This is a genomic window from Alcaligenes sp. DN25 (assembly GCF_023674485.1).
Classification (GTDB): domain Bacteria; phylum Pseudomonadota; class Gammaproteobacteria; order Burkholderiales; family Burkholderiaceae_B; genus Alcaligenes; species Alcaligenes phenolicus.
In genome coordinates this window covers 305258-328874 of record NZ_CP098408.1, presented here as the reverse complement: position 1 = coordinate 328874, position 23617 = coordinate 305258, and the positions used below count along the sequence as shown (strand labels likewise).

The 23617-nt window shown below is 58.6% G+C and carries 24 protein-coding genes; 9 read left to right on the top strand and 15 right to left on the bottom strand.

Annotation, left to right across the window (positions count from 1 at the left end; translation table 11 throughout):
- Positions 1-501: 501 nt before the first annotated feature.
- The 11 genes from NBV64_RS01480 to NBV64_RS01430 all read right to left on the bottom strand — a co-directional run bounded on the left by NBV64_RS01480 (position 502) and on the right by NBV64_RS01430 (position 10788).
- Positions 502-2523 (bottom strand): DNA topoisomerase III, encoded by a 2022-nt coding sequence (locus NBV64_RS01480; RefSeq protein WP_250756501.1) that lies wholly within the window; start codon positions 2521-2523, stop codon positions 502-504.
- Positions 2524-2872: 349 nt separating this feature from the next.
- The gene (locus NBV64_RS01475) at positions 2873-3316 is read right to left on the bottom strand and encodes a single-stranded DNA-binding protein (RefSeq protein WP_250756500.1); all 444 of its coding nucleotides are present in this window, start codon (positions 3314-3316) and stop codon (positions 2873-2875) included.
- Positions 3317-3384: 68 nt separating this feature from the next.
- A complete protein-coding gene (locus NBV64_RS01470) occupies positions 3385-3912 on the bottom strand; it encodes a DUF3158 family protein (RefSeq protein ID WP_250756499.1) in 528 nt (175 codons plus the stop codon).
- Positions 3909-4688, bottom strand: coding sequence for a PFL_4669 family integrating conjugative element protein (locus tag NBV64_RS01465; RefSeq protein ID WP_250756498.1), 780 nt, complete (start codon positions 4686-4688; stop codon positions 3909-3911). Before NBV64_RS01465 ends, NBV64_RS01470 begins: the two co-directional genes overlap by 4 nt.
- A gap of 330 nt (positions 4689-5018) precedes the next feature.
- Positions 5019-6311, bottom strand: a complete 1293-nt coding sequence (locus tag NBV64_RS01460; protein WP_250756497.1) for an STY4528 family pathogenicity island replication protein — start codon at positions 6309-6311, stop codon at positions 5019-5021.
- Positions 6312-6314: 3 nt separating this feature from the next.
- Positions 6315-6875, bottom strand: coding sequence for a DUF2857 domain-containing protein (locus NBV64_RS01455; protein WP_250756496.1), 561 nt, complete (start codon positions 6873-6875; stop codon positions 6315-6317).
- Positions 6876-6890: 15 nt separating this feature from the next.
- Positions 6891-8555 (bottom strand): ParB family protein, encoded by a 1665-nt coding sequence (locus NBV64_RS01450; protein WP_250756495.1) that lies wholly within the window; start codon positions 8553-8555, stop codon positions 6891-6893.
- Positions 8548-8808: a hypothetical protein gene (locus NBV64_RS01445; RefSeq protein ID WP_250756494.1), complete on the bottom strand. Its 261-nt coding sequence runs from the start codon at positions 8806-8808 to the stop codon at positions 8548-8550. The genes NBV64_RS01450 and NBV64_RS01445 overlap by 8 nt, the downstream gene beginning before the upstream one ends.
- Positions 8792-9667, bottom strand: a complete 876-nt coding sequence (locus tag NBV64_RS01440; RefSeq protein ID WP_250756493.1) for a ParA family protein — start codon at positions 9665-9667, stop codon at positions 8792-8794. The genes NBV64_RS01445 and NBV64_RS01440 overlap by 17 nt, the downstream gene beginning before the upstream one ends.
- A 43-nt stretch (positions 9668-9710) precedes the next feature.
- Entirely contained in the window at positions 9711-9923 is a 213-nt protein-coding gene (locus NBV64_RS01435) for an AlpA family transcriptional regulator (RefSeq protein WP_066123919.1), read from the bottom strand.
- Between the two features lie 118 nt (positions 9924-10041).
- Positions 10042-10788, bottom strand: a complete 747-nt coding sequence (locus NBV64_RS01430) for a type IV pilus inner membrane component PilO (protein WP_066123920.1) — start codon at positions 10786-10788, stop codon at positions 10042-10044.
- 1090 nt (positions 10789-11878) lie between these two features.
- On the opposite strand from NBV64_RS01430, the gene NBV64_RS01425 reads away from it, so the two are divergent.
- From NBV64_RS01425 to NBV64_RS01395, 7 genes are all read left to right on the top strand, one after another.
- The gene (locus NBV64_RS01425; RefSeq protein ID WP_250757211.1) at positions 11879-12448 is read left to right on the top strand and encodes an anthranilate synthase component II; all 570 of its coding nucleotides are present in this window, start codon (positions 11879-11881) and stop codon (positions 12446-12448) included.
- Between the two features lie 3 nt (positions 12449-12451).
- Entirely contained in the window at positions 12452-13486 is a 1035-nt protein-coding gene (gene trpD / locus NBV64_RS01420; RefSeq protein ID WP_009458524.1) for an anthranilate phosphoribosyltransferase, read from the top strand.
- Positions 13483-14283: an indole-3-glycerol phosphate synthase TrpC gene (gene trpC / locus NBV64_RS01415; protein ID WP_009458523.1), complete on the top strand. Its 801-nt coding sequence runs from the start codon at positions 13483-13485 to the stop codon at positions 14281-14283. The genes trpD and trpC overlap by 4 nt, the downstream gene beginning before the upstream one ends.
- Positions 14280-14738, top strand: a complete 459-nt coding sequence (locus NBV64_RS01410) for an HIT family protein (protein WP_250756492.1) — start codon at positions 14280-14282, stop codon at positions 14736-14738. Before trpC ends, NBV64_RS01410 begins: the two co-directional genes overlap by 4 nt.
- Positions 14739-15212: 474 nt before the next feature.
- Positions 15213-17045: a ribonucleoside triphosphate reductase gene (locus NBV64_RS01405; RefSeq protein WP_250756491.1), complete on the top strand. Its 1833-nt coding sequence runs from the start codon at positions 15213-15215 to the stop codon at positions 17043-17045.
- 175 nt (positions 17046-17220) lie between these two features.
- On the top strand, positions 17221-17403 hold the full coding sequence (gene nrdD / locus NBV64_RS01400) for an anaerobic ribonucleoside-triphosphate reductase (RefSeq protein ID WP_250756490.1): 183 nt from the start codon (positions 17221-17223) through the stop codon (positions 17401-17403).
- An 18-nt stretch (positions 17404-17421) separates the two neighbouring features.
- The gene (locus NBV64_RS01395) at positions 17422-18171 is read left to right on the top strand and encodes an anaerobic ribonucleoside-triphosphate reductase activating protein (RefSeq protein ID WP_035268503.1); all 750 of its coding nucleotides are present in this window, start codon (positions 17422-17424) and stop codon (positions 18169-18171) included.
- Between the two features lie 5 nt (positions 18172-18176).
- Here NBV64_RS01395 and ubiT read toward each other — a convergent pair whose 3' ends face one another.
- From ubiT to ubiU, 3 genes are read right to left on the bottom strand one after another with little or no spacing between them, the layout of a single operon-like run.
- On the bottom strand, positions 18177-18674 hold the full coding sequence (ubiT, locus tag NBV64_RS01390) for a ubiquinone anaerobic biosynthesis accessory factor UbiT (RefSeq protein ID WP_035268506.1): 498 nt from the start codon (positions 18672-18674) through the stop codon (positions 18177-18179).
- Positions 18675-18689: 15 nt separating this feature from the next.
- Positions 18690-19592, bottom strand: coding sequence for a ubiquinone anaerobic biosynthesis protein UbiV (gene ubiV / locus NBV64_RS01385; RefSeq protein WP_031232782.1), 903 nt, complete (start codon positions 19590-19592; stop codon positions 18690-18692).
- An 18-nt stretch (positions 19593-19610) separates the two neighbouring features.
- Positions 19611-20606 (bottom strand): ubiquinone anaerobic biosynthesis protein UbiU, encoded by a 996-nt coding sequence (gene ubiU, locus NBV64_RS01380; RefSeq protein ID WP_009458516.1) that lies wholly within the window; start codon positions 20604-20606, stop codon positions 19611-19613.
- 248 nt (positions 20607-20854) lie between these two features.
- On the opposite strand from ubiU, the gene NBV64_RS01375 reads away from it, so the two are divergent.
- The gene (locus NBV64_RS01375) at positions 20855-21076 is read left to right on the top strand and encodes a DUF2249 domain-containing protein (protein WP_035268878.1); all 222 of its coding nucleotides are present in this window, start codon (positions 20855-20857) and stop codon (positions 21074-21076) included.
- A gap of 4 nt (positions 21077-21080) precedes the next feature.
- A complete protein-coding gene (locus NBV64_RS01370; protein ID WP_250756489.1) occupies positions 21081-22448 on the top strand; it encodes a hypothetical protein in 1368 nt (455 codons plus the stop codon).
- On the opposite strand, the gene NBV64_RS01365 is transcribed toward NBV64_RS01370, so the two are convergent.
- Positions 22387-23157, bottom strand: a complete 771-nt coding sequence (locus tag NBV64_RS01365) for a Crp/Fnr family transcriptional regulator (RefSeq protein WP_250756488.1) — start codon at positions 23155-23157, stop codon at positions 22387-22389. The genes NBV64_RS01370 and NBV64_RS01365 overlap by 62 nt on opposite strands.
- Between the last annotated feature and the right edge of the window lie 460 nt (positions 23158-23617).

The window sequence follows — 23617 nt, the reverse complement described above, 5'->3', positions numbered from 1 at the left end:
GGGCCGGGACGTTGATAGGCAGGAGAAAGGCGCCGAAGGCCCTGCGGCCTTCGGCTAGGGGGGAAAGAAGAACCACCCGTGGGCTGATTGGCAGGCCCGGTCGTCGCTAGAACCGTCTGCTGTCAGCAATCACACCCGGCCCATGTCGTGGCTGGGGCCGGCATCGTCTAGGCGCACATCCGCGCACAAAGGGAGCCCGTTTTTGCGCCGGCGGGCACCGGCATCGAATACCGCTGACCACGAAGGGTCTCCCGATGGTTCGCACAGCCTGGAAAGGCAAGCCATCGGGGGACCCTTCGCAGGGGCGGAAGGAACGCAGATCAGGAGAACGCGCGCAGCGCTGTTCGCGGAAGAAGCCACCTTCAAGTCCCATGGCCGGGGACGGCCGGACGGGACGCGCACACGAATCGGGAAGGCAATGCGCGCTGGGCGTCCCGCAGGGCATGCGGGACACGGGCCACACCGCCGATGGCGGGGACGGCTCACGGGGAACGGGGTTGGTCAGACGCCTTTGCGGCCTGTGCCGCTGCGGCGCGGGGCGCGCGAGGCACCACGCTTGGACGTGCCGGATTCAACCGGCAGCGTGCCTTTGCAGTCGGGGTAGCGACTGCATGACCAGAAGGGGCCGCTCTTGCCGGTGCGCTGGCGCGTGGGAGCGCCGCACAGCGGGCAAGGCGGTCCCTGCGGAACCTTGATGGACAGCGAGGTGCTGCCGTACTGCGCGATCAGTTGTGAGATCCAAGCGGCCTGCTTGCCGATGAACACATCCAGGGTGAGCTGTCCGGCCTCGATCATGTCGAGTGCCTGCTCCCAAACAGCCGTCGTGCCGGGGTCGGCAATCGCTGCGGGCACGGCATTGATCAGTGTGAAAGCTGCCTCCGATGCACGGATGGAGCGACCTTTCTTCACGAGATAGCCCCGCGTCAGCAGGCCGGTGATGATGTTGGCGCGCGTGGCTTCGGTGCCGATGCCCGTCGTGTCTTTGAGCTTCTGCTTCAGGCGAGGGTCGGTCACGAAGCGCGCAACGCCCTTCATCGACTTGACCAGTTCACCCTGCGTATAGGGTTTCGGAGGCAGCGTCTTGAGCGCCTTGATTTCGGCCTCGGCCACCTGGCATGCCAGGCCCTCGCGCAGCGCGGGCAGTACCTGGCTGAGCGCTGCGCCGTCACCATCCTCGTCTGCCTGCGGCTCGGCCAGCACCAGACGCCAGCCCCTGATGATGACCTGCTTGCCGGTGGCCGCCAGCGTCTGCTGACCGCAGGCGAGATTCGCCACGGTGCGGTCAAACTCGTGATGGGGCAAGAACTGGGCGAGGTAATGCGCCCGGATGAGCCGGTACACCGCCAGTTCCTTCACGCTCATAGCGGAAAGGTTGGCGGGCTCCAACGTGGGAATGATGCCGTGGTGGGCGCTGACCTTGCCGTCGTTCCAGGCGCGCGAGCGCTGGGAGCGATCGAGCTGGTCCATGATTGGGCGCAGTGAGGGATCGGACTTGAGCACGCTGTCCAGGACCGTAGGTACTTCGGCGAACATGCTCTCGGGCAGATAGCCGGAATCCGAACGCGGATACGTGGTGGCCTTGTGCGTTTCGTACAGGGCCTGGGCGATCTCAAGGGTCTCCTGCACATCCAGCCCGAGGTGTTTGGAACAAACCTCCTGAAGCGTGCCCAAGTCGAACAGCAGCGGCGGACCTTCGCGCACACGCTCGGTTTCCACTGACACCACCTGGGCGCTACCCACGGCGCGAATCTGCTGCGCGGCCTGCTGGGCGATGGGCTGTTGCAGGCAGCGGCCCGCGTCATCGGTGCAGCCATCGGGCGGAAGCCACTGCGCGTTGAAAGCTTGACCGCCTGCGGACAGGGTCACGTCGATGGCCCAGAACGGCACCGACTTGAAAGCCGCGATCTCGCGGTCGCGGTCCACCACGAGTTTCAATGTCGGCGTCTGTACGCGACCAACCGAAAGCACACCGTCGTAGCCTGCCTGCCGGCCCAGCACGGTGAACAACCGGCTGAGGTTCATGCCCACGAGCCAATCGGCGCGCGAGCGCGCCAGCGCCGAGTAGTACATCGGCAGCGTGTCGACCGAAGGCCGCAGCTTGCCGAGCGCGGTGCGGATCGACGCATCGTTGAGCGCCGAGAGCCACAGGCGTTCGATGGGGCCGTGGTAGCCGCAAAGCTCGATGATCTCGCGGGCGATCAGTTCGCCTTCGCGGTCGGCATCGGTGGCGATGACGAGATGGGTCGCCTTCGACAGAAGCGCCTTGACGACCTTGAATTGCGTAGCGGTCTTTGGCTTGACCTCGACCCGCCACTGCTGGGGAATGATGGGCAACTGCTCCAGCGACCAGCGCTTGAGCGCCGCGTCATAGATCTCGGGCGCAGCTGCTTCTACGAGATGGCCGATGCACCAAGTGACTGTGACGCCGGAGCCGCTGAGACAGCCTTCACCCCGCTGCGTGGCGCCGAGAATACGGCCAATATCCTTGCCCTGAGAGGGCTTCTCGCACAAGAACAGCCGCATGTCCGTCCATCCGAATTCCGTAGTTCATTGAGTTGCTGGATTCGAGGATGCCGATCACTGCCAGAGGCAGCAGCAAACAAGCCGCATGCGGTGGCGACCGCTTTCACTGGGTGGAATGGCGAGAGTGGGAATGGCGCGTGGCCGAGGGTGCGCGCGTCGGGAGCCGCGATTTCCGGGAGCGCATGGAAGTCAGTGGACTTCCATGGAGCTATCCCCTGGGGATAATTCCATCAACGGCTACGGCATCGAAGCGCTGCAGATCATGCCTTGATCGCCTGCCGAGGGATCGGCCTTGTCCGCACTGATTGCATGGGGGGCGGCGAAGAATGCCGGCCGCCCTCCATGCAGGTCACTTCCTGCGCTTTGTCTCTTTCGGCGCAGCCGAATCGTCGTTGGCCTGGGGCTTTGGCTCTGCCTCCTGCTGCGGCTTCGGGCTGAGGGTCACAGACTCGATGCGGTACGGCAGGATGCCGACGCTACGGGCGTTGATTTGCCAGGTTTCGCGTGGCTGTTCCTCGTTGTCCGTCCAGGGTTCGCGCTCCATGCGGCCGATGACCAGCACGCGCATGCCTTTCTGGTAGAGGTCCTTCCAGTGCTCGGCATCGCGGTGCCAAATCTCGACGGGAGCCCAGAAGCCGCCGCGGTCCTCGAAGTCACCGCCCTTGGTGGGGACGGGGTTGTCGAAATAGACGTTCAGCCGCAGCAAGCGCCGCGGTTCATCGTTGCCGCTGGGAAATTCGCGGTAATCAGGGGGTGAACCGATGTTGCCTTCGCCGGAAAAATGCGTGCTCATATTGCAATCTCCATGGTGGTTGAAATACCCGCACCTGTTCGGCAGCGGGCGCAGGTCGCCCGGCGCGATCACTGATCGCGCAGTGCGGGTGGGGTTGACTTGAGCCGGCGCAGGTAGGCGTCATCCGCATCGGCGGATTTGCTGGCGCATTCCTGCGCCTGCCTGCCCAGGGTGTGCAACAGGCTGATCTGCATGTTCAGCGTGATGCGTTGAAGCTCGATGACATGCAGATCGGCCAGCAGGTTGACCGGCGTGGCGGTGCTCGCCATCAGTTCCTGCCACAGAGCTACGCCCATGGCCGAGCGGTCGTGCCTGCGCCAGCGCAGAAAGGTTGTTCCTGCGCCAGTGGTCTGCTGGGCCAGCTCGATGGGTAGCAGGTGGAAGGGATGGCCGACTGCCTGTTGCAACACCTGCCGCTGCGCCAGGGCAATCAACTCGTCGCGCATGGCGAAGCACTGACTGGCCCAGGCCTCGAAGTCCCCTTTACCTTTAAAGGGCTTTAAAAGGCCTTTTAGAGAGGCCGCGTGTTCCAGCCTAATGAAGGCTGTCTGTTCCAGACGACGGAAGTAGCGCGGTTCGCGGCTCGGGTCGCTCATGCCTGTTCATCCTCGCCGGTGCTGTCCTCGACAGGGTCGTCGGCAGTGGGTTCATCGCTGGGAGGGACAGTTGCGACAGCGCTATCACCACGCTGTTGCAGGCCACGACGCACGACGGGCGGCGCAAACTTCGAGCGGCGCGCTCCTTCGAGCACGTCCTGCGGCAGTTCACCGAACTTCTCCAGCGCTGCGCGTGCTGCTGCGTTCTTCGCCGCGAAGTCGTCGCGGGTGCAGCCCGAGTAGCGGTACTGCTGTGCCAGGCTGAACAGGCTGCGCAGGGCGTGAGCGCCTTCATTGAGCCAGCGCTCCAATGTCGAGCGATCAATCAGCGCGGTGTGGTGGGCAAGGATCAGCTTGCGGGCAATGTCGTCGTAGTCGGCCAGAAGATAGACGGCGGTAAAGCCGAGCTGCGCGTTCACAAACAAGGGGAGCTTCACCGGCTGCACGTTGAGGTTCTCGCCCAAGCTCAACGCTGCAGGCACACCGGCCAGCGCCTGGTCCACCTGCTCGCGCAGCGATTGCAACGTGGTCCTGGTCTGGTCGAGCTTTTCCTCGATACGCAACATCCACCAGTCGCTGTACGGGTCGTCCTGCTCCGAGCCGCGCTTCATCTTGTTCATGACGGCGATGTAGCCGTTGAGCCCGACAATGCCTGCTCGCCCCTCGGCGGCGGCGCGGCCATGCCAGATGCGCGAAGCGTGATGGGTGTGAAGCGTCAGCGACATCGCGCTGCGCAAAGAGCCGAGATTGAGTTGCAGAGGTTCGTTGGTTGCCATGGTGTCCGCTCGCGGTAGGAGAAAGAGCGATCAGGATCGGCACGCAGCGGAAGGCAGTCAGTCAACAAACCGAAATGAACTGGTCCCCGGTTGTCGTGGTAGTGGCTGCCCGCGGTACGAGCTATCCCCTGGGGATAGCTCCAACAAACGCCATGGAGCGCTGCTCGCGCAGATAGTGGGGCTGTCCATGAAACCGACGACAAAGCAGCCCCGTGGACGGAAGTAAGCCGTCCATCCCCATTGCGTTACACCTTGTAGTACATCTATCCCCTGGGGATAGCTCTACTGACGGCCACAGGCGTCCACTTCATGACCTTGCCGCTGGCAGCGTCAGCTTTTGCGCAGAAGATCGCGCAACCGGTCGATGTGCTGCTTGGCTACCTCGGGCGGAACCACATTACGCGGCGGCTCAGGCGATGTATCGCGTGCAGAGACAGGTGGCGATGCTGACCCAGCTTGCTTGGCCCATGCATTGAACTCGCCACGGATGGCCCGCTGGATGATGCCGAACAGGTAGCCTGCCGGGTTGCGGATGGTGCTGCCGCGACAGCGATTTGCCCATTCGTCCAGTACGGCCTGGCGTAGCGGAGCATCGACCTGCTGCAATGCCACCATGGCACCGGCCTGCTGCTCTTCCTTCAAGTTGAGGAAGCGATCCGGCAGACGAACTCCCGGCATCGCGCACGACTGCCCACGCTCACGCGCAGTAGTACGTACTTCATTAATACGACTACTACGTACAGTACGGTCCTGCTTCGGATTCCGAAGAGCGCCGTCTGACGCGGGTTTCGGCCCTGCTTCGGATTCCGAAGAAGGGTGTTCAGGATTCCGAAGAAGGCTCGGCGCCCCTTCTTCGGAATCCTGAACCATGTCCTTCTGTGGATAACTCTCCTGCGTCCCGATGTCTTGGCTTGCGAGGCGTTCGGCAAGGACCTGCAGCCGCGAGGGCAGCGTGCGGCCGGACAGCAACGGGTCTTCGGCGATCTCCTTGAGGGTATGCAAGCCCACGACCTGAACGGCCTTGGCCGAATGGTCCAGGGCCTGGCTGACAAGTTGCAAGTAGTCCGCGTCAAGCTGCATTGCCTCGAACGGAGTCAGAGGCTCATCGTGCAGGACATAGAGGTTGCCGAGGATGCGCCCGGTCTTGGGGTCGCGCCTGCGGCGCACGAGACTCAACCAACGTGTCAGGCGCAACAGCGTCAGCGCCCGTGCCACGGTCTCGTGGGAGGCTTGTCCGGCGCAGGGCGTTGACGCGAGCCACGGCCGAAGTTGCTCATACGTCGGAAATGCAGTGACGCCATCCTCGTTGAGCATCATCCGGAAGACTTGCCAGGCATTGCGTTCCAGCGGCGTCAGGCGTCGGTCGAGGAACAGCCGCCGAGGCACGCTCTCGTGTCGATTACCGCTGAACAGAAAACCGTCGCCGGTTGCAGGCACAGGAGACTTTGCGGATGCGGATGCGGATGCGGATGCGGATGCGGATGCGGATGCGGGTGCGGGTGCGGGTGCCGGCGCGGGCTGGCGAGGTCTCGGTGCAAGGTCTTTCAACGCGCTGTCGAACAGATCAGCGAGGGCGACGGGGCCTTGGCGTGGTGCTCGTGATGCAGCGTCGTCCACGACCATGATTCAACCCAACCCCTGATCGATCCAGTTCTTGATTGCAGCCCAGACCACCGACAGCGGCAGTTCCATGCCTTCGGCGAGGTCCATTGCCGCATCAAGAACCAAGGTCTCATCCACCAGCTCGACATTCCTGCTGCTGGTTACTGCCTTCCAGCGCCGCCACAACTCCGTGTCCTGCTCCTCGCCCAGAACCGGATGACGCCCCTTGCGTTTGGGAAGACCGAGAACTTCACGCCGTAACGCGACTTCCTGATGCGTCAGTCCGTAGAAGCGGCTCACCATTTCCGTACTGGCGCCCAGTCGCAGCATGCGATCGACGGTGGCGATCTCCTTCTCCACGTCCTGCGCCTGTTTGAGCAATCGCTGGAGCACTTCCCGGTTTACGGAGACTGAGCACCAAGAGACGTTGGAATTCGCCAGCACGCTGATCAGCGCCGGATGCTTGAGCGCATCCAACTCTTCCTCACCGAACCCCATCGCCTTGCAGCGACGCAGTTGCCCGTTGCGCAGGTCGTAGAGCGCCTGCGCGATGACGGCCTGGTTGAGTGGGTTCGGTGCGGACATGCGGGCCTCTCTGGCTCAGGTCCCAGAGCCGACAGCGCCGGCTTCCAGATCCAGCAGGCGCCGGGCCAGCCGCAGCAGCCGAAACAGCTTGACCAGCGCGGTGTCGCTCAATCGCCGGGCCCCGTCGTCGTGACGTTGGCCCTGGCCGTGCAACATCGCTGGCAGGTCGGTAACGAAGTGCCCGCCATCCAAGCCGACGTCGGCAGGCTGCTGACCAGCCAGGGAAACCAGGAGCGCGAGCACGGCGCGTGCGAGCGGCGACGAAGCCTGGGCCGGGGCACGACACGCGAACCCGATGCCGTCAGAACAATCCTCGACACACTCGTCCAGGTCGGCCTCGCCCGCGATCTCGCGCGCGAACTGCGCGATGTGGATGCGCAGGCGATCGGGTGTGTCGAGGCCAGGCTCGATATGCCAAATGTCCGAGATGGGATAGAGGCCGCCAGCCTGCACTGGAATCGACTGCAATACGTTGGCCGAGAAGTCGGACGGCAGCGCATCGCCTAGCTGGTCGGCGACCATGCGCTGGATGGACTGGAGCCGCTCCGTAGTTGGCGCCGGGGAGATGATGTGCTCGGCAAGCAGATCGCCCGCCGCTGCCGCAGGGCTGGCCGCGAATGCCTCACTCGGGGTCGCATCGTCCTGGGGCCTTGTCGGCGCGGCCGCAGAGAGGCCTGCAGCAGGTGCTGGTGTATCGGGGGACGGTGCCGGTTCGATCGGCGGCCGCACGATGGCCCCAGGCTCAGGCAGTGCCGGCGGCGCCGATGGCGGGGTTGGGTCGCTGACCAGAGCGCGGTGACGGCTCTCGGATTCGGTCAGATCCAGCGCAAGCACGTCGTAATCGATGTCCAGCAGTTCGGACATCTGACCGATCAACTCGTCCTGTACGCGCTGGGGCGAGAACTCGTCCGCCTGGGCGTCGAACTGCGACAGCGCCTCCTGAAAGAAGCTGTCGAAGTCCAGCGGCAGGGAGCGGCCCTTGGCATAGTGCTCCCACGTGCGTTCACTGGCCTTGCGCATGACCGACAGCCGCTCGACCTGGTGGCGGCCGAGGCCACCATAGAGAACCGTCGGGATCGCGGGCAACAAGTAGCGCACCGCATCGGCCATGCGGCTGATGTGCGACTGCTGGACAGGGAAGCCGTCGGCGGCCAGGCGGCGGGCCAGCTCGGACTGGCTCAGGTTGGTATGGGTTTCTTCTTCATAGAACTCACGTGCCTTCTCGACTCCGAGGGCGCGCTCGATGAACGTGAGGCCGCCGCGCAGTTCGTTCTCGGCCAGGTGCCCGGTCAGCGCGACGATTTCTCCGCGCGCAGGCCAAGGCCGGAACAGGCACGATATGCGGAAAAAGCGCTCGTCCTTCGTTTCTGCCCAGAGTTCGCGCAGGATCGCCAGCCTAGTGTTGCCGCCGTTGCGGATGATGTAGTGCGCCTCGCCAGGACGGCGTGTGATAGCTGGCGCCGCATCCAGGCCGCGCTCGCGGATGGAGGCCTTGATTTCATCGTAGGCCGAGTTGCGTTTTTTTCGGGGGTCGTGGTCGTAGGGTCGCAACTGGTCCAGCGTCACGACCATCGGCGTGTCGGCAATCGGGTCGCTCAAGGCCGTGGCCGACGGGCCGTTGCGCTCGAACCCGGCGGCAAGTAGCTTGCCCGCCATGTCCTGGGAGGTCATCTCAACCATGGCCGCAATCCTTGGCGTTTGCAACCCGAGTCGTGCAGGCCTCGCGCTCGGCCCGGCGGATCTGCGCACGAGCGTTGAGGACAGCCCTGTGGTCACTCGCGGTCGAACTGGTGTAGATTGAGGCGCAGCCCGGCTTGGTGAACTTGAGATGCCCGCCAGGTGTGCGTTTGACGTGCCACCCTTCACCGACCGCGAACTCGATAATGGCGCGTAGCCGTTTGTGGCCTCGAGCCAGCTCATATGCGTTCGCCATGAGACCTCCCTGTATCAAGAGGACGCGGCAAGCGACCGGACACCCGAGCGAATCTGTCCTGACACAGCGGGAACAGTTCGTTGGCAAGGCACCGCATTGTGTCGAGCGCCGAGGGTGCGACTCTGCCCGAAGGTTGGCGGTATTCGACCCGATGCACGGGCAGGCCACGCGTTGCCGCGCGTGGATAGGCTTCGATGGCCGGCACGTCGGTCTCCAGTACGCGGATACCGACGTGGTCTTCGAACAGGTCGCGCAGCGCCTGCTGGATCAGCCGTGCATTGGCGGACACAGGGTGGACGCGGTTGATGAGTAGGTGCAGTGGCGGGGGCTCGATCCCAAGATGTCGGTACGGCGCAATGTCCTCCAACAACTGTATGGTGCCCCGCCGCAACTCGCGGGCTGCCAGAATTTCCGGCGTCACAGGCGATAGTGCCAGGTCGGAGGCAAGTACTGCCATTTCCAGCAGGACCGAGCGCGCGCCCTGGGTGTCGATCAGCACCAAGTCGTAGAGGGGAGCCAGCACCGGCAGCAGGTGTCGCAGCCGCAGGCGTCCGTCAGGCGCATGCAGCAGCAACGTGTTCAACTCGCCCCGATGGTCGTTCGAGACCACCAGGTCCAGGCCTCCGATGACTGTACGGGATACGAGCTGGTCGACGGCGTGCTCGTTGAACGCCAATAGCTCATAAATGCCACCCGGCGCGCGGTGTGCCAGCTCATAGTAGGAGGACAAGGTGGGCTGCACGTCGAGGTCGAGCAGCAGCACGCGCAGACCCGCGTCAGCGGCAAGTCCGCCGAGGTTGGCGGCGGCGGTCGTTTTGCCGACACCGCCCTTGGTCGAGATAATGGATACAACCTGCATGGCGCTCTCCGTCAGGGGATGGGGAATTCCGAGGGAGAGCGAGTCACGTGCGGTTGTTGAGGCGTTCGGCGATCCACTGGTCGATCTCGATCGAGTCCCAACCCACCGCGCGCACGCCTAGACGCAGCGCCTGGGGAAATTGGCGTTTCTTCATCAGGTTGTAGATGTGGGCGCGTTTGAAGCCAGACTTGGCTTCGACTTCATCCAGCCGCAGGATGCGGCGCTCGTTCGGTTGCAGTACAGGTGTTTGCGACATGGCGGTCACTCCTGAACGCTCAGTGGCGTTTGTTGGCGTGACCTCTATTCAATAGACATGGCTGCGGAAAGACATTGCAAATGCAATATCCGCGACTGCACATACAAGCTGGCAAACCTCAAACGTTTGCGCTACGCAGGCGACGCCTTGCCGTTGCGAACTTGCCGTTCAACGTCCGCTCCGCGATGCCCATGGCTCCGCTGTGATGAGCCACCAATGCGCTCACCACGGCCTCCTGGGTTTTGAAACTGGAGTACGAGGTGCCCGATGGAGACTGGCCGAGCATCAGATCCAGCATCCCGCCGATTATGTTTAGATAGGTGGCCTCGGCTCGATCACTGATTGGGCATTGGGCGCAGGCGGGAATCATGGTGGACTGTTTGAGCAGAGCGTCGTATTTTTCCTGTAATTCGTTCAGTTGACGCTTGTACTGGTCCAAGGCGGATTTCAGGGCCAGCCGTTCGACAAGCATGGCTTGCCCGGTTTCTAGTGTGATGATGGGATGAGCTATACGCTCGCTGCGAGTAAAGAGGAACCCTGGTCGGTGCTCTGGATAGTGTTCACGCATCCATCGCTTAAGGTCCACGTGCCGCACGGTCAGGTTTGGGGAATCCCAAAGCGATTTGTCATTCGATGTAATGCCATCGCGCCCATATGCGAGTTCCCCGTTCTGAATTGCGTCATAGATTCGCTCCAAGAACAAACGCAGCTCATTCCATCTCGGGCAGTCGATCGTCTTCGGTAAGTGTCGATACGAAGATATCGACGGCAGAATTTCATTCGTATATCTCAATAAACCGGCCCAGCGTATAGCTGCTTCGATGGGAAGATAGTAGACTTTTGAAATAGGCGGACTATCGTGCATGCATCCATCTCCTATCGCGTTCTCTAAATCATTCCCTGTAAGTCAGATTAATTTCCGACTTTCGGATTTTGATTTTTCGAGAGCCTTAAGAACTAGCTGGCGCCGTGCACACGTATTTAAAATGTCATCGTTTCGTCGAAAATATGAGCTAATTTATGTTCGATCGACGAGCGCCAATCCAGGTCATGGCGGAATGTTCAACCAGCTCGACATTTACTCTGCGCACCTACGTGAGAGTTATGGATAGACCAATATTCAACAAGTCTGAATTTTCATAACCGCTTGGCTACATAGGTCTAAGAGAGTGAGCCATGCGCTTTGGGATGTGGATTCCAGAGTAAAAGCGCAGCTATTAGGTGGGATACGGAGAGTGACTGGGTCTAAAAAGAATGCTGTTAGATGAAATAAAAATAATGACAATCTGCCAAGGGCTTGAACCCCCAGCGTCCCGAGGTCAATGGCGTTGAACCATTGCAAGCTTTGGCTGCGCAACTCGAACAAGCTTCGGTATCGTGCTGTGGTGCAGGTAGAAATTTTTCTTGGCCTATCGCCCAGCTTCTGGACAGATGCTATAATGGAGCGCGCTGTACATGCGCCTGACAAATTACGTCAGGCCAGTTGACGAAAAGAACGATAGGATCTTCTTTCAGATGAATTTTTCCGCGACGTCCAACCTCCGTTGGTGGTGGCGCTTCTCATAGAAGCGGCACGTCGCTGCGGCATCGCGCCGCACCTTGCCGCCGAACCGGCAAGGCTCAGTGTCATCGCGCTCCCGGCAAGGCGGCTCCCAATTTCAAGGAGACTGCTTTCATGCCCCAACTTTCTTATCTGTTGAACCTCTTCCTGCGCGTCCTCTCGACATCGCGGGACGCAGCGATCTGCGCGGTCACGCAGATCGCTGCACGGGCCGGTGCTGACCGGCACGCCCATGACGACTATCGTCATCTACACGCATCACTCCACCCGACATCGTGGCACCACTGGATCATGGATACGCTGACTCCAAGGCAATCCAATGCCAATGTGTGTAATAGAGTGTGTAACGGAGCTTGTGTGTAATGAAAATTTATTTTGAAATCAAGGTGTTATGATGGCTAGGCTTCTGATGCTCGATAACTATGACTCGTTTACCTATAACCTGGTCCAGTACTTTGGAGAACTGGGTCAGGAAGTAGTGGTACGACGCAACGATCAAGTCACACTTGAAGAAATTGAAGCCTTGAATCCCAGCCATCTGTGCGTCTCGCCCGGCCCCAAATCCCCTGCAGACGCGGGCCTGTCGGTTGCACTGATCCAGCACTTTGCCGGCAAGCTACCGATTCTGGGCGTCTGCCTGGGTCATCAAGCAATCGGACATGCTTTTGGTGCGTGCATTATCCGTGCGCAGCAAATCATGCATGGGAAAGTCTCCCCTATTACTCACCAGGGCACGGACGTATTCAGCAACTTGCCCTCGCCCTTTAACGTCACCCGTTATCACTCCCTGGCCATCGAGCGCGACAGCCTGCCCGACTGCCTGGAAGTAACCGCCCAAACCGAAGACGGCGAGATCATGGGTGTCCGTCACCGCGAATTGCCTATTTATGGCGTGCAGTTTCACCCCGAGTCGGTGCTAAGCGAGCATGGCCACGCCTTACTGAAGAACTTTCTGGACCTTTAAATCATGAACACCATCACTCCTACCGAAGCACTGGTGCGCTGTATCGAACACCGGGAAATCTTCCACGACGAAATGCTGCATTTGATGCGTATGCTGATGCGCGGCGAAATGTCGCCTCAGATCGCGGCTGCCTTGCTGATGGGCCTGCGCGTGAAAAAAGAAAGCGTGGGTGAAATTTCTGCCGCCGCCCAGGTGATGCGCGAATTTGCCACCCCCGTCATTACGCCTAACCCGGACGAACTGCTGGATATGTGCGGTACAGGTGGCGACGGCTCCAATACCTTCAATATCTCAACCGCTTCCATGTTTGTGGCCGCCTCCGTAGGGGTGAAAGTAGCCAAGCACGGCAACCGCAGTGCGTCTTCCTCGTCCGGCAGTGCAGACGTGCTGGAAGCCCTGGGCGTGAACCTGACCTTCTCGCCCGAGCAAGTGGCCGACAGCATTGCCGAAACCAATATCGGCTTCATGTTCGCCCCCGCTCACCACGGAGCCATGAAAAACGTGGCTGCCGTCCGCAAAGAGCTGGGCGTGCGCACTATTTTCAACATTCTGGGCCCGCTGACCAATCCTGCCGGTGCGACCAACCAGCTGATGGGCGTCTTCCACCCCGACCTGGTCGGTATTCAGGTGCGCGTAATGCAACGCTTGGGGGCCAAACACGTGCTGATCGTGCACGGCAAGGACGGTATGGATGAAGCCTCTCTGGGTGCGGCCACCCTGGTGGGCGAACTGAAAGACGGTCAGGTGCGGGAATACGAAATTCACCCCGAAGACTTTGGCATGGCCATGACCTCCAACCGCAGCATTCGCGTCTCCAGCAAGGAAGAATCTGCCGTGATGATTATGGAAGCCCTCAATAACCAAGAGGGTACGGCTCGTGATATCGTGGGCTTGAATGCTGGTTTGGCCATCTATGCTGCCAACCACGCCGACTCCATTGAACAAGGCCTGCGCATGGCTTTTGAGGCCATTGCCAACGGTGCCGCACGCGAAAAACTCGAACAATTCCGCGCTTATACAAGGAAGTTAAACCCATGAACGACATTCTGGCCAAGATCCTCGACACCAAAAGAGCTGAAGTCGTCACCGCCCGCCAACTGCGCAGCGAGTCCGATCTGCTGCGCGAAGCGAAGAACCGGAACGACCTGCGCGGCTTTGCCAGCGCCATTGAAGACAAGATCGCTCAAGGCAAGCCTGCCATTATTGCGGAAGTCAAAAAGGCCTCCCCGTCCAAGGGTGTGATCCGTGCCGACTTCAACCCGACTGAGATTGCCTCCAGCTACGCCGCCCACGGCGCGGCCTGCCTGTCGGTCCTGACCGATATCCAGTATTTCCAGGGTTCCTACGACCACCTGCGCCAGGCCCGTGCCGTATGCGCACTGCCCGTACTGCGCAAAGATTTCATTATTGACCCCTATCAGATCATCCATGCCCGAGCCATGGGTGCCGACTGCATCTTGCTGATCGTCGCCGCGCTGGAGAAGGATCAGCTGATGGAATACGAAGAAATGGCCCACGAACTGGGCATGGACGTCCTGGTTGAAGTACATGACCGCGCTGAGCTGGATATTGCCTTGCAAATGAAGACCAGCCTGCTGGGCATCAATAACCGCAATCTGCGCACCTTTGAAACCAGCACCCAGAACACGCTGGACCTGCTGCCCTTTATCCCCAGCGAAAAACGCGTTGTCACCGAAAGCGGTATTCACACCATTGAAGATGTGGCCCTGATGCGCGAGAACCAGGTGCAAGCCTTCCTGGTTGGTGAGGCCTTCATGCGTGAACCTGATCCAGGCGTTGCCTTGCAGAACCTGTTCTTCGGTCAGCCTGCATGAGCACCTACGCTTGCCCCCTGTGTGCCTTGAAACCCGATCAATTGCTATGGTCGGGTGCAGGGCTGCAGGTACTGGCCGTCACGGACAGCCCGTTTCCCGGCTATACACGGGTAATCTGGCAAGATCATGTGGCTGAAATGACAGACCTGTCTGAAGAACAACGGCAGCACATCATGGCAGCCGTATATGTGGTTGAGCAGACTCAGCGTGAACAACTGGGAGTCGCCAAGATCAATCTGGCTCAATTCGGAAATCAAGTGCCGCATCTGCATTGGCACGTCATCCCTCGCTGGAAGGACGACCCTTTCTTTCCGGACTCTGCCTGGTCACCCGCCCCCATGCGCACAGAAGAACAAAAGCAAGGCTGGGCTTCCCACGAAGAACGCCTGCTTGAGCAAGTCAGCCAGTATCAGCAGGCACTTTGTATTGCGCTAAAAGCACGATTCAAGCACTAAACCCGCTATTCAAGTCCTGCTATTAAAGAAATACCCGCTGGCCTGTAAAAAGTCAGCGGGTATTTTTTGCCTCCCGGAAAAGAGACGGCGCACTGTAACAGACAAGTACACCGCTTATCCGTGGAGCCCGCTACAGTGCGACTCCACCGGCAGGAGCCAAGCTGCTGTTGTGCTACTTGCACGCAACCCACATAAACAGCTTGCTTGCTTGCTTGCTTGCTTGCATAGCATGGCCATAGCCAACTCTTTATACCTGGCAGCATGACCACCTCGACTTCACAAATCTCCACCTACGAACGATCAGAGTAAGGAGTGCCCAACGACTTCTTTCCGACACCCCCCTTGACCCAGTCACTTCGAGCACAAAATTAACCTAGATCAAGCCTGGACGACAATCGCCTAGCCCCTTCAAAAACCACCATATATAGTGTCGTGAATCCTAAAAATCACTATATATAGGTTCTTGTGAAAAATATGGCTACCCAGGAAACTGCCTCGCGTCCAGTTGCTCAGCTGGACATCATCCGTTCCATTACTGAATATCTGGACCGCCAGGACTGGCGCGTGCAAGCCAATGCCAACCAGGGCTACTCGCTGGGCGGTCTGATTCTGAACAGCTCGGGCAAGATGATTGCCAACTACTGGCTCAGCCACGTTTACCCCGAAGCAATCGGCCAGGCACACCGTCAGGCCGACCTGCACATCCACGATCTGGACATGCTCTCTGGCTACTGCGCCGGCTGGTCCTTGCGCACTTTCCTGAACGAAGGGCTCAATGGCGTACCCGGAAAGATTGAATCCGGCCCACCGCGGCATCTAAGCAGTGCAGTTGGCCAGGTCGTCAATTTTCTGGGCACCCTGCAGAACGAATGGGCCGGAGCTCAGGCCTTCAGCTCCTTTGATACCTATATGGCGCCCTTCATCCGCAAGGACGGCCTGAGCTACAAGCAGGTGTGCCAATGCATGCAGGAACTGATCTACAACCTGAACGTACCCTCGCGCTGGGGGACGCAGACGCCCTTTACCAATCTGACCTTTGATTGGGTTTGCCCCGAAGACCTGCGCGAGCAAGTTCCGCAAATAGGTGGCGAAGAAATGCCGTTTTGCTACGGGGATCTGCAGGCCGAAATGGACATGATCAACCAGGCCTATATCGAAGTCATGAGCGAGGGTGATGCCCGTGGCCGTGCCTTCACCTTCCCGATTCCCACCTACAACATCACCCGGGATTTTGACTGGCACAGCCCGAATGCCGAGCGCCTGTTTGCCATGACGGCCAAATATGGCCTGCCCTACTTCCAGAACTTCATTAACTCCGAGCTGGAACCCAATATGATCCGCTCCATGTGCTGCCGCCTGCAACTGGATCTGCGCGAGCTGCTCAAACGCGGTAATGGCTTGTTTGGCTCTGCCGAGCAAACCGGCTCCCTGGGAGTGGTCACCCTGAACTGCGCCCGCTTGGGGTATCTGTATCAAGGCGATGAAGCCGGTCTGTTTGCCCGTTTGGATGAACTGCTGGAAATGGGCCGCGACAGCCTGGAAATCAAGCGCACGGTGATCCAGCAGCATATGGACCAAGGGCTGTTTCCCTACACACGCCGCTATCTGGGCACCTTGCGCAATCACTTTTCCACACTGGGAGTGAACGGCATTAACGAGATGATCCGCAACTTTACCCAGGACAAGCAAAATCTTTGCACGCCGTGGGGGCACCGCTTTGCCCTGCGTTTGCTGGACCATATTCGGGAGCGCATGGTGGAGTTTCAGGAAAGTACCGGCCACCTGTACAACCTGGAAGCCACCCCTGCCGAGGGCACCACTTACCGCTTTGCCAAAGAAGATCGCGCCCGCTGGCCCGACATTCTGCAAGCAGGGACCGAGCAAATGCCCTACTACACCAATTCCTCACAGCTGCCGGTGGGCTTTACTGAAGACCCCTTCGAGGCATTGGAGCGACAAGACGAGCTGCAAGGCAAATACACCGGCGGCACCGTGCTGCACCTCTATATGACCGAAGCACTGTCCAGCACTGATGCCTGCCGCAATCTGGTGCAACGAGCCTTGAACCGTTTTTCCTTGCCTTACATCACCGTTACGCCCACATTTTCTATCTGCCCCAAGCACGGCTATCTGTCTGGAAAACATGAGTTTTGCCCGCATTGCGACAGCGAATTGCTGGCCAACAAGTTAGCTCAAGCTCGGGCCGAGGCTGACGTTCAAAACGAAGTTATCGCGGACACGTCAACGCCGTCGTCGACACCGACACCGACACCGACACCGACACCGACACCGACACCAGTCCATTAAAGCCGATCTCTTCAAGCCAACTTTTTACCACGACAGGCTAAACCCAATCCACTTGGCTCAACTAAAACCAGGCTTTTAGTTGTCCTCAGCCTTTATCTACAACCAGCCTCTTGGCACACACCCAGGCTAGTCACATCCGCATAGCGTGACGGCCCTTTTTTCCAAGGAGTTATTCATGAACACCGACACCATCACTCTTCAAGATTCCGAACGCCAGCCTTGCGAAATTTGGACACGCGTCATGGGCTATCACCGTCCCATGTCGTCTTTCAATATTGGCAAGCAAGGTGAGTTTCATGAGCGACGCTACTTCACCGAAGCCAGCGCCTGCGCAAGCAATACCGTCCCCACCCGATAAACAGCCCGGTCAAATTCCATGACTTACGCCACGCGCCATCTTTACCCGGCCACGCCTGCCCACAAAGTGGCATTGAAAGTGGGTGGCTGCGCCCCTTTCTCGGCTACGGATTACCCCGGCCAATTAGCCGCTGTCATCTTTGTGCAAGGCTGCCCCTGGCGCTGTGGCTACTGCCACAACCCCCACCTGCAAGAGCGCACACCAGACAGTGCTATTGATTGGAACGCCTTGCTGGACTTTCTGAATCGCCGCGTCGGCCTGCTGGATGCCGTCGTCTTTAGCGGCGGCGAGCCCACACTGGACCCGGCCCTGGGCTCCGCCATCCGCGCGGTGCGCAGGCTGGGTTTCAAAATCGGTTTACACACCGCAGGCACACATCCGGCCAGACTGCTGGAAATCCTGCCTTGGGTGGACTGGATAGGCCTGGATATCAAGGCAGAGTTCAGTCACTACGACGCCATTACTCAACGCAGCAATAGTGCCGCTGCGCCCTTACGCAGTTTGCAGTTGCTGCTGAACGAAGACGTTCTGTTTGAGTGCCGCAGCACTATTCATCCCCAGCTGCACAGTCCCGCCTCGGTACAAGCTTTGGGACAACACCTGCATGAGCTGGGCGTCCAGCGCTATGCCGTGCAGATTTTCCGCACACAAGGCTGTGATGATGATTTCCTGAATGAAACTGGGCAGGCTTTGCAGGCCTACCCGGGAGCGGAAGTTTTGGAAAACCTCCAGAAGCTGTTTCCGCACTTTGAAGTGCGACGCTCTTAATTGTCTCAGGAAGAAGCGGGGGTGCGTATCGGGCGGCGCAGCACATCCTGTAAAGCTGCTTTACCCTGTTTAAGCACTGCACGCGGATGCAGAATATCGGGGTCCAAGGCGTCCAGGGTGTTTTTCACCATCAGACCCAATTCGGTATCACCCTCAATCGACAGACGTCGATTAAAGAACAAGGTATCCGGATCTTCCTGCCGCTGCAAAAGCTGATAAAAAGCCCAAAGATCCGCTTTCAGAGTCAAATCCGGACGTTGTACGCGTGCCGACAGAGGATAAAAAGCCCCTTGGCGCCACGTATAGTCAAACGCTAAGCCGGCATCCGCCACCTGTATGCGTAAAGCTCGCCCTTCCAACCGTTCCGCAATGTCAGCCGGCAAGTGCGGACGCATCAGCACGTTCAAGCCCGTACAAAACAAGCGGGAGCCGGGCCACGGAGGTAATCGGCTTAAAACACCCGCCACAACAGCGGGTAAACGGGGAGTCGTTATTTCATTCATTCTTCCATCCCTCCCTTAAAAACGCTCTGACACCGGCGACACCCATTCCAAACCGGGGCGACCATGCCAGAAACCGTTGCAGGCCTTAGCGGGCAGTAAAGGCAGCATATCCTCGTGGGCATCCCTTGCCTGAATACGCCCCTGAATCACGTCATTAAACAAATGCACGACCGCATCCATATGCTGAGATTGCGGACTCAAACGCAGCATATTCACACCCAAATCGCGCAAATCCTGTACCTGCTCCAGTAAGGTGTACACCCAGGCGGATTGAGTCTGGATACCGTTAATCGTCAGAAAACCCTGCCCTTCACGGGTTTCCAGCAGCAAGCCATCGGGATAGTCCATGCACACGTACTGGCAATTGTCCTTGGGCAGATTGCGGTTACGCGCCGCAAAGCAACGGGCCGAGAAAGCCAGGGGCAAACGCCCGAAGGCAAAGACCTCGGTTTCCAAACCGGCAGGTCTGTCTTGCTGCAACTGCGCCAATCCTGCACGGCCCATTTCCAGAGGCATCACCCAACGCACCGCGCCTTGAGAAGCAATCAAATCCAGCACTGGCCCGTTATAAACATTTAAAAAAGGGCCAGCGACAAAGTCCCGACCCTGCATCAAACGTACTGCTCCCATATCATTGGCTTCGACCAGATAATCAGCCTGTTCGGTGACCTTGCGTAGCGTATTCACGTCCCGCCCGGACTCCAGCAAGACCTGACTAGACAGAACCGGCACCTTGCCAGCCTGGGCCAGCATCTGGGCAATATCCAGCCAATCATCCAGTCGTAGCTCGTGACGACGCGAACATACGGTCTCGCCCAGATACACCACATCGATCGGCCAGTCGCAGGCCGACTCATAAAACTGCATCGTGGCAACGCGGGACCAGTAATACTGCAAGGGGCCTAAAGATAATTTCATGATTGAGCCTCCCATGCTCTACTTCCAGGGCCGAGAATAGGCACCCAGCGTATGTTGCTGCCCTTCGGCCAGTTTGTTCAAAGCCCCCATCCAGGCCGGATGGACTGAATAACGGGCTGGCGTGGATTTGGCCGAATCAATGGCTTGCCGCCAAACCTGGGTAACTTGAGCCACATAAGCCGGGCTGCGCTGTCGGCCTTCAATCTTGATTGCGCTGACACCCGCCGCCAACAGTTGTGGCAACAAGGACAAGGTGTTCAGGCTGGTGGGCTCTTCCAGTGCGTAATAGTTTTCGCCCGCCACATCAAAACGCCCTTTGCACAAAGTGGGGTAAGCCGCATTTTCACCATCCTGATAGCGGTCGATCAACACACCATTCAGACGCGACTCCAGGCCCTGATCAGTCTGCTCCCAGCGCACATGCCCGGCGGGGGAACAGACTCCATGTGTATTGGGGGACTCACCAGTGGCATAGGAGGACAAGGCACAGCGGCCCTCCACCATCACGCACAAGCTGCCAAAGCCAAAAACCTCAACCTGAACAGGGACCTGCTCACAGACCTGCTCCACTTGGGTCATGGACAGGACACGCGGCAAAACCACGCGCTGAATACCGAAGTTCTGGTGGTAATACTTGATGGCTTCCGGATTAGTGGCTGAACCCTGCACCGACAAGTGCAAACGCAGATTGGGATGTGCCTGACTGGCATAGGCCATCAAACCTGGGTCTGCCATGATGACCGCATCGACCTGAGCCTGGGCAGCTCGGTCCACCGCGTCGCGCCACTGTTGCCAGGCATTGGGTTGCGGGTAGGTATTGAGAGCCAGCAAAACTTTGCGGCCGCGCTGGTGTGCGTAATCAATCCCTTGTGCAATCGCCTGTGCATCAAAATTAAGCCCGGCAAAGTTCCGGGCATTGGTGGCATCCCGGAACCCCAGATAGACACTATCGGCTCCGTTATCAATGGCTGCTTTCAAAGCAGGCAAGCTGCCCGCTGGGCAAACCAGTTCCATCTGCGGGTTATCGGATGCGGCTAAAGCCGTGGACGCTGTATTCATGACACTCCCCGATCAGCAATCTGGCCAGGGTGGATCCTGGCTCGACAAGACCACCACTATGCCTGCTCTGAAATTAAGGGGCCTTAACGCATATCAAATTCTTCCCACCTCCTGACCCGTGGCAAACAAGTCCCACTTTGCCTGCGCCATAGGCGGGCAGAATGGTCCACAATGCCTTCCAAGCCTTTCGTGCTGGAGTCTTGATGACACAAACTGAGATCACGCTGGATACTCGCGGCCTGCCCGCACCCGAGCCTTTGGAGCATTGCCTGGAAGCACTGGCTGAACTGGCTCCCACCCAGGCCTTGCTCATGTGGCTGGATCGAGAACCTTTCCCCTTGTATGAAATCCTGCGACGCAGCGGCTTCAAGTATCACGGCACCCACCAAGAAAACGGCTTCAAGCTCATCATCCGCAGGAACTAAGTCTATGCAACGCGCTTTATCGCTGGATCAGTCACCCTCTTTGTCACTGACCTTGCCCCTGTTTGCGAATGTCCCTTTTTTTGGACTGCTGGCTGCCATGCTGGCGCTCTATAGCGGACCGGAATTATTCAACTCCCGCTGGCACCCCGCCACCTTGGCCATAACCCATGCCTGGACCTTGGGGATCGTGGGCAGTGCCATGTTTGCCTCTTTGGCACATATTCTGGCCGTGGCCTGCAATGTGCGTATTCAGGTGTCACGCGGTCAGGCGCTAGCTTTTTGGGGCTTGCTCAGCGCTGGCACACTATTTCTGATGACGGGCTTTCTTAGCTGGCAAAGCTGGGCTTACACGCTGGCAGGCGCTTGTCTTGCCTTTGCTTTGGGGGCTTATCTACTGACTGCCATGCTGGCCTTGTGGCGCTCTCGGCGCGACGTCTTTCGCGGCGCCAAAGAAATCGTTGCTCCTATCCGACTGGCTTTGCTAGGACTGTTGCTGACTGTCTCAACGGGGCTTGCCATGCTGGTCGCCTTGGCAAGCGAACAAGCCGTCGCCAATTTGCTGAATCTTCACATGACGATGGGCTTGGCAGCTTGGGCAGGCTTGCTGCTGATTGCCATGTCGTTCCAACTGCTGCCTATTTTTCAAATCACCGAACTCTACCCGGCGCCTCTAGTACGTTGGCTACCTTGGGTCGTAGGAGCCTTGTTGATTGCACAGTGGGCCCTGGCCTCCTTACCTGGCTCCTGGTTACCTTTGCGTGATCTGGTCACCTACCTGATCTTTTTAAGCTACGGCTTATGGGCGGTGATTACGTGGGCGCGCCTCTGGAAACGCAAGCGTCCGACAGCAGGAGCCAGCACTTTATTCTGGTACAGCTCTTTAAGCAGCCTGTTGATTGCTGTTCTGTTGAACTTCTGGACCCACAATCCCGCCGTCTCCAACGCAGAGCTGGCGATTGGTGTCTTGCTCATTATGGGAGCCTTGGGTTCCGTCGTCTGTGGGATGCTCTATACCATCGTGCCCTTTCTGCTTTGGCGCGAGGCCCAGGAGCATGTCAGCATGGATACGGACAATACCGAGCACACGCGTGCCCTCTTACGCCTTATCCCCAAGACTGCCAACTACATCCCCGCGTCCACCGCCCGCGCGCATTGGGCTTTGCATAGCCTAAGTCTGGTGCTTTGGACAGGTGCGAGCTTGGGGATCGAGTATTTCGCCTGGATAGCTGCTCCTGCTTTGCTGCTGTCTTTTGCAAGCTTGACTTGGAATCTATGCACAGCCTGGCAGCGCTATCGCCGTAGCCTGCGCGCTATCCGCGCATATCAGTCAGAACACCATATTGCCGCAAAGCCGCGCTGTCCAGAATCGTAAAATTACGTCGCTGAACCCGAATCAGATCCCGGTCCATCAAATCACGCAAGGTACGTGATAAGTGCTCCGGGGTCAGATTCAGGCGGGAAGCAATGACGGACTTACCGACATCGATCCTGAAGGGGACACCCTCTTCGCCCGGCCACTCCTGCAAAAGGTAATTCACCAGACGTTGCACACCATTTTGCAGCGTATAGGCCTCCAACTCGCCCATCAAGCGATAAAGCCGCTCACTTAAACCCGCCAGCATCAGGCGAGCAACATCACTGCCCTTCTCCAGCTGCTCCATCAAGGTGTCTCTATTGATATGCAAAAGCAGAGAGTCCACCAAAGTCTGGGCCGTCACAATGTAATTACGGCCCATGAACATCAGCGCCTCACCAAACCCCTCTCCTGGCCCCACCAGGCGAACGACGCGCTCTGAGCCCGTGGACGAGACAAATACCAGCTTCACCCGACCATAGACCAACATGTGAAAGCCCAAACAAGGATCTCCACTGTGAAATAAAGTCGTACCACGCAAAGCGTGTACTTCCTGAGTACCTTTAGCAATGGGCTCCAGTTGTTCCGGTGGCAGCTCCTTGAATATAGGCAGATGAGCCAGCTGCGCCTGTATCCGCTTCCAGCGTCCCGACCCTTCACCCTGCACTAACCTAGTGTCTGACAATTCTTCATTGCTTGCCTGCGAGGCCATGTCTTGAGCCGCCATATCTTTTCCGTAAGCCAAATAGAACCATAGCTAGACTGACATACTCCGTTCCCTCTTGTTCAGATTAGCTCGACGCCTGATTGATACACGTCAAACAGATAAATCGAGGCTTTAAAGAGGACGTAAAAAGATAGTCAGAACAGCTAGTTCAGCATGACTTAGGAACAGATCCAAGCAAGAAGCGGTCAAATTTGACCATGTTAGAGGCAGGGAATATTGAGAGGGGAAACTGATTGGGAACAACCTCATTTCCAAATCGACTTGAATTCTGCATGGAGGCGATAGGCCTTAACAGAACCAGCAACGTCCACGTTAAAGAGAAAACTGAGTAGGAATTTCAGGAGGATCAGGGAGGACGAGTAGGACAAAGGCGGGTAATAACTAGGCACGTTATATGGCCATACAGAACCTAATGCCGACAGCTGTACGCCCTATCTTGGTCATCAAAGCTGATTGGTAC

What these genes read in the sequence shown, in the direction of transcription:
- NBV64_RS01430 (WP_066123920.1), bottom strand. Translation starts at nt 10,788, where the DNA reads ATGCACGATAGTCCGCCTATTTCAAAAGTCTACTATCTTCCCATCGAA.
- NBV64_RS01445 (WP_250756494.1), bottom strand. Translation starts at nt 8,808, where the DNA reads ATGGCGAACGCATATGAGCTGGCTCGAGGCCACAAACGGCTACGCGCC.
- NBV64_RS01475 (WP_250756500.1), bottom strand. Translation starts at nt 3,316, where the DNA reads ATGAGCACGCATTTTTCCGGCGAAGGCAACATCGGTTCACCCCCTGAT.
- nrdD (WP_250756490.1), top strand. Translation starts at nt 17,221, where the DNA reads ATGAACACCGACACCATCACTCTTCAAGATTCCGAACGCCAGCCTTGC.
- NBV64_RS01450 (WP_250756495.1), bottom strand. Translation starts at nt 8,555, where the DNA reads ATGGTTGAGATGACCTCCCAGGACATGGCGGGCAAGCTACTTGCCGCC.
- NBV64_RS01480 (WP_250756501.1), bottom strand. Translation starts at nt 2,523, where the DNA reads ATGCGGCTGTTCTTGTGCGAGAAGCCCTCTCAGGGCAAGGATATTGGC.
- ubiU (WP_009458516.1), bottom strand. Translation starts at nt 20,606, where the DNA reads ATGGAACTGGTTTGCCCAGCGGGCAGCTTGCCTGCTTTGAAAGCAGCC.
- NBV64_RS01365 (WP_250756488.1), bottom strand. Translation starts at nt 23,157, where the DNA reads ATGGCGGCTCAAGACATGGCCTCGCAGGCAAGCAATGAAGAATTGTCA.
- NBV64_RS01460 (WP_250756497.1), bottom strand. Translation starts at nt 6,311, where the DNA reads ATGGTCGTGGACGACGCTGCATCACGAGCACCACGCCAAGGCCCCGTC.
- NBV64_RS01435 (WP_066123919.1), bottom strand. Translation starts at nt 9,923, where the DNA reads ATGTCGCAAACACCTGTACTGCAACCGAACGAGCGCCGCATCCTGCGG.
- NBV64_RS01465 (WP_250756498.1), bottom strand. Translation starts at nt 4,688, where the DNA reads ATGGCAACCAACGAACCTCTGCAACTCAATCTCGGCTCTTTGCGCAGC.
- ubiT (WP_035268506.1), bottom strand. Translation starts at nt 18,674, where the DNA reads ATGAATGAAATAACGACTCCCCGTTTACCCGCTGTTGTGGCGGGTGTT.
- NBV64_RS01370 (WP_250756489.1), top strand. Translation starts at nt 21,081, where the DNA reads ATGCAACGCGCTTTATCGCTGGATCAGTCACCCTCTTTGTCACTGACC.
- NBV64_RS01440 (WP_250756493.1), bottom strand. Translation starts at nt 9,667, where the DNA reads ATGCAGGTTGTATCCATTATCTCGACCAAGGGCGGTGTCGGCAAAACG.
- NBV64_RS01455 (WP_250756496.1), bottom strand. Translation starts at nt 6,875, where the DNA reads ATGTCCGCACCGAACCCACTCAACCAGGCCGTCATCGCGCAGGCGCTC.
- NBV64_RS01375 (WP_035268878.1), top strand. Translation starts at nt 20,855, where the DNA reads ATGACACAAACTGAGATCACGCTGGATACTCGCGGCCTGCCCGCACCC.
- NBV64_RS01395 (WP_035268503.1), top strand. Translation starts at nt 17,422, where the DNA reads ATGACTTACGCCACGCGCCATCTTTACCCGGCCACGCCTGCCCACAAA.
- NBV64_RS01405 (WP_250756491.1), top strand. Translation starts at nt 15,213, where the DNA reads ATGGCTACCCAGGAAACTGCCTCGCGTCCAGTTGCTCAGCTGGACATC.
- trpD (WP_009458524.1), top strand. Translation starts at nt 12,452, where the DNA reads ATGAACACCATCACTCCTACCGAAGCACTGGTGCGCTGTATCGAACAC.
- NBV64_RS01410 (WP_250756492.1), top strand. Translation starts at nt 14,280, where the DNA reads ATGAGCACCTACGCTTGCCCCCTGTGTGCCTTGAAACCCGATCAATTG.
- NBV64_RS01470 (WP_250756499.1), bottom strand. Translation starts at nt 3,912, where the DNA reads ATGAGCGACCCGAGCCGCGAACCGCGCTACTTCCGTCGTCTGGAACAG.
- ubiV (WP_031232782.1), bottom strand. Translation starts at nt 19,592, where the DNA reads ATGAAATTATCTTTAGGCCCCTTGCAGTATTACTGGTCCCGCGTTGCC.
- NBV64_RS01425 (WP_250757211.1), top strand. Translation starts at nt 11,879, where the DNA reads ATGGCTAGGCTTCTGATGCTCGATAACTATGACTCGTTTACCTATAAC.
- trpC (WP_009458523.1), top strand. Translation starts at nt 13,483, where the DNA reads ATGAACGACATTCTGGCCAAGATCCTCGACACCAAAAGAGCTGAAGTC.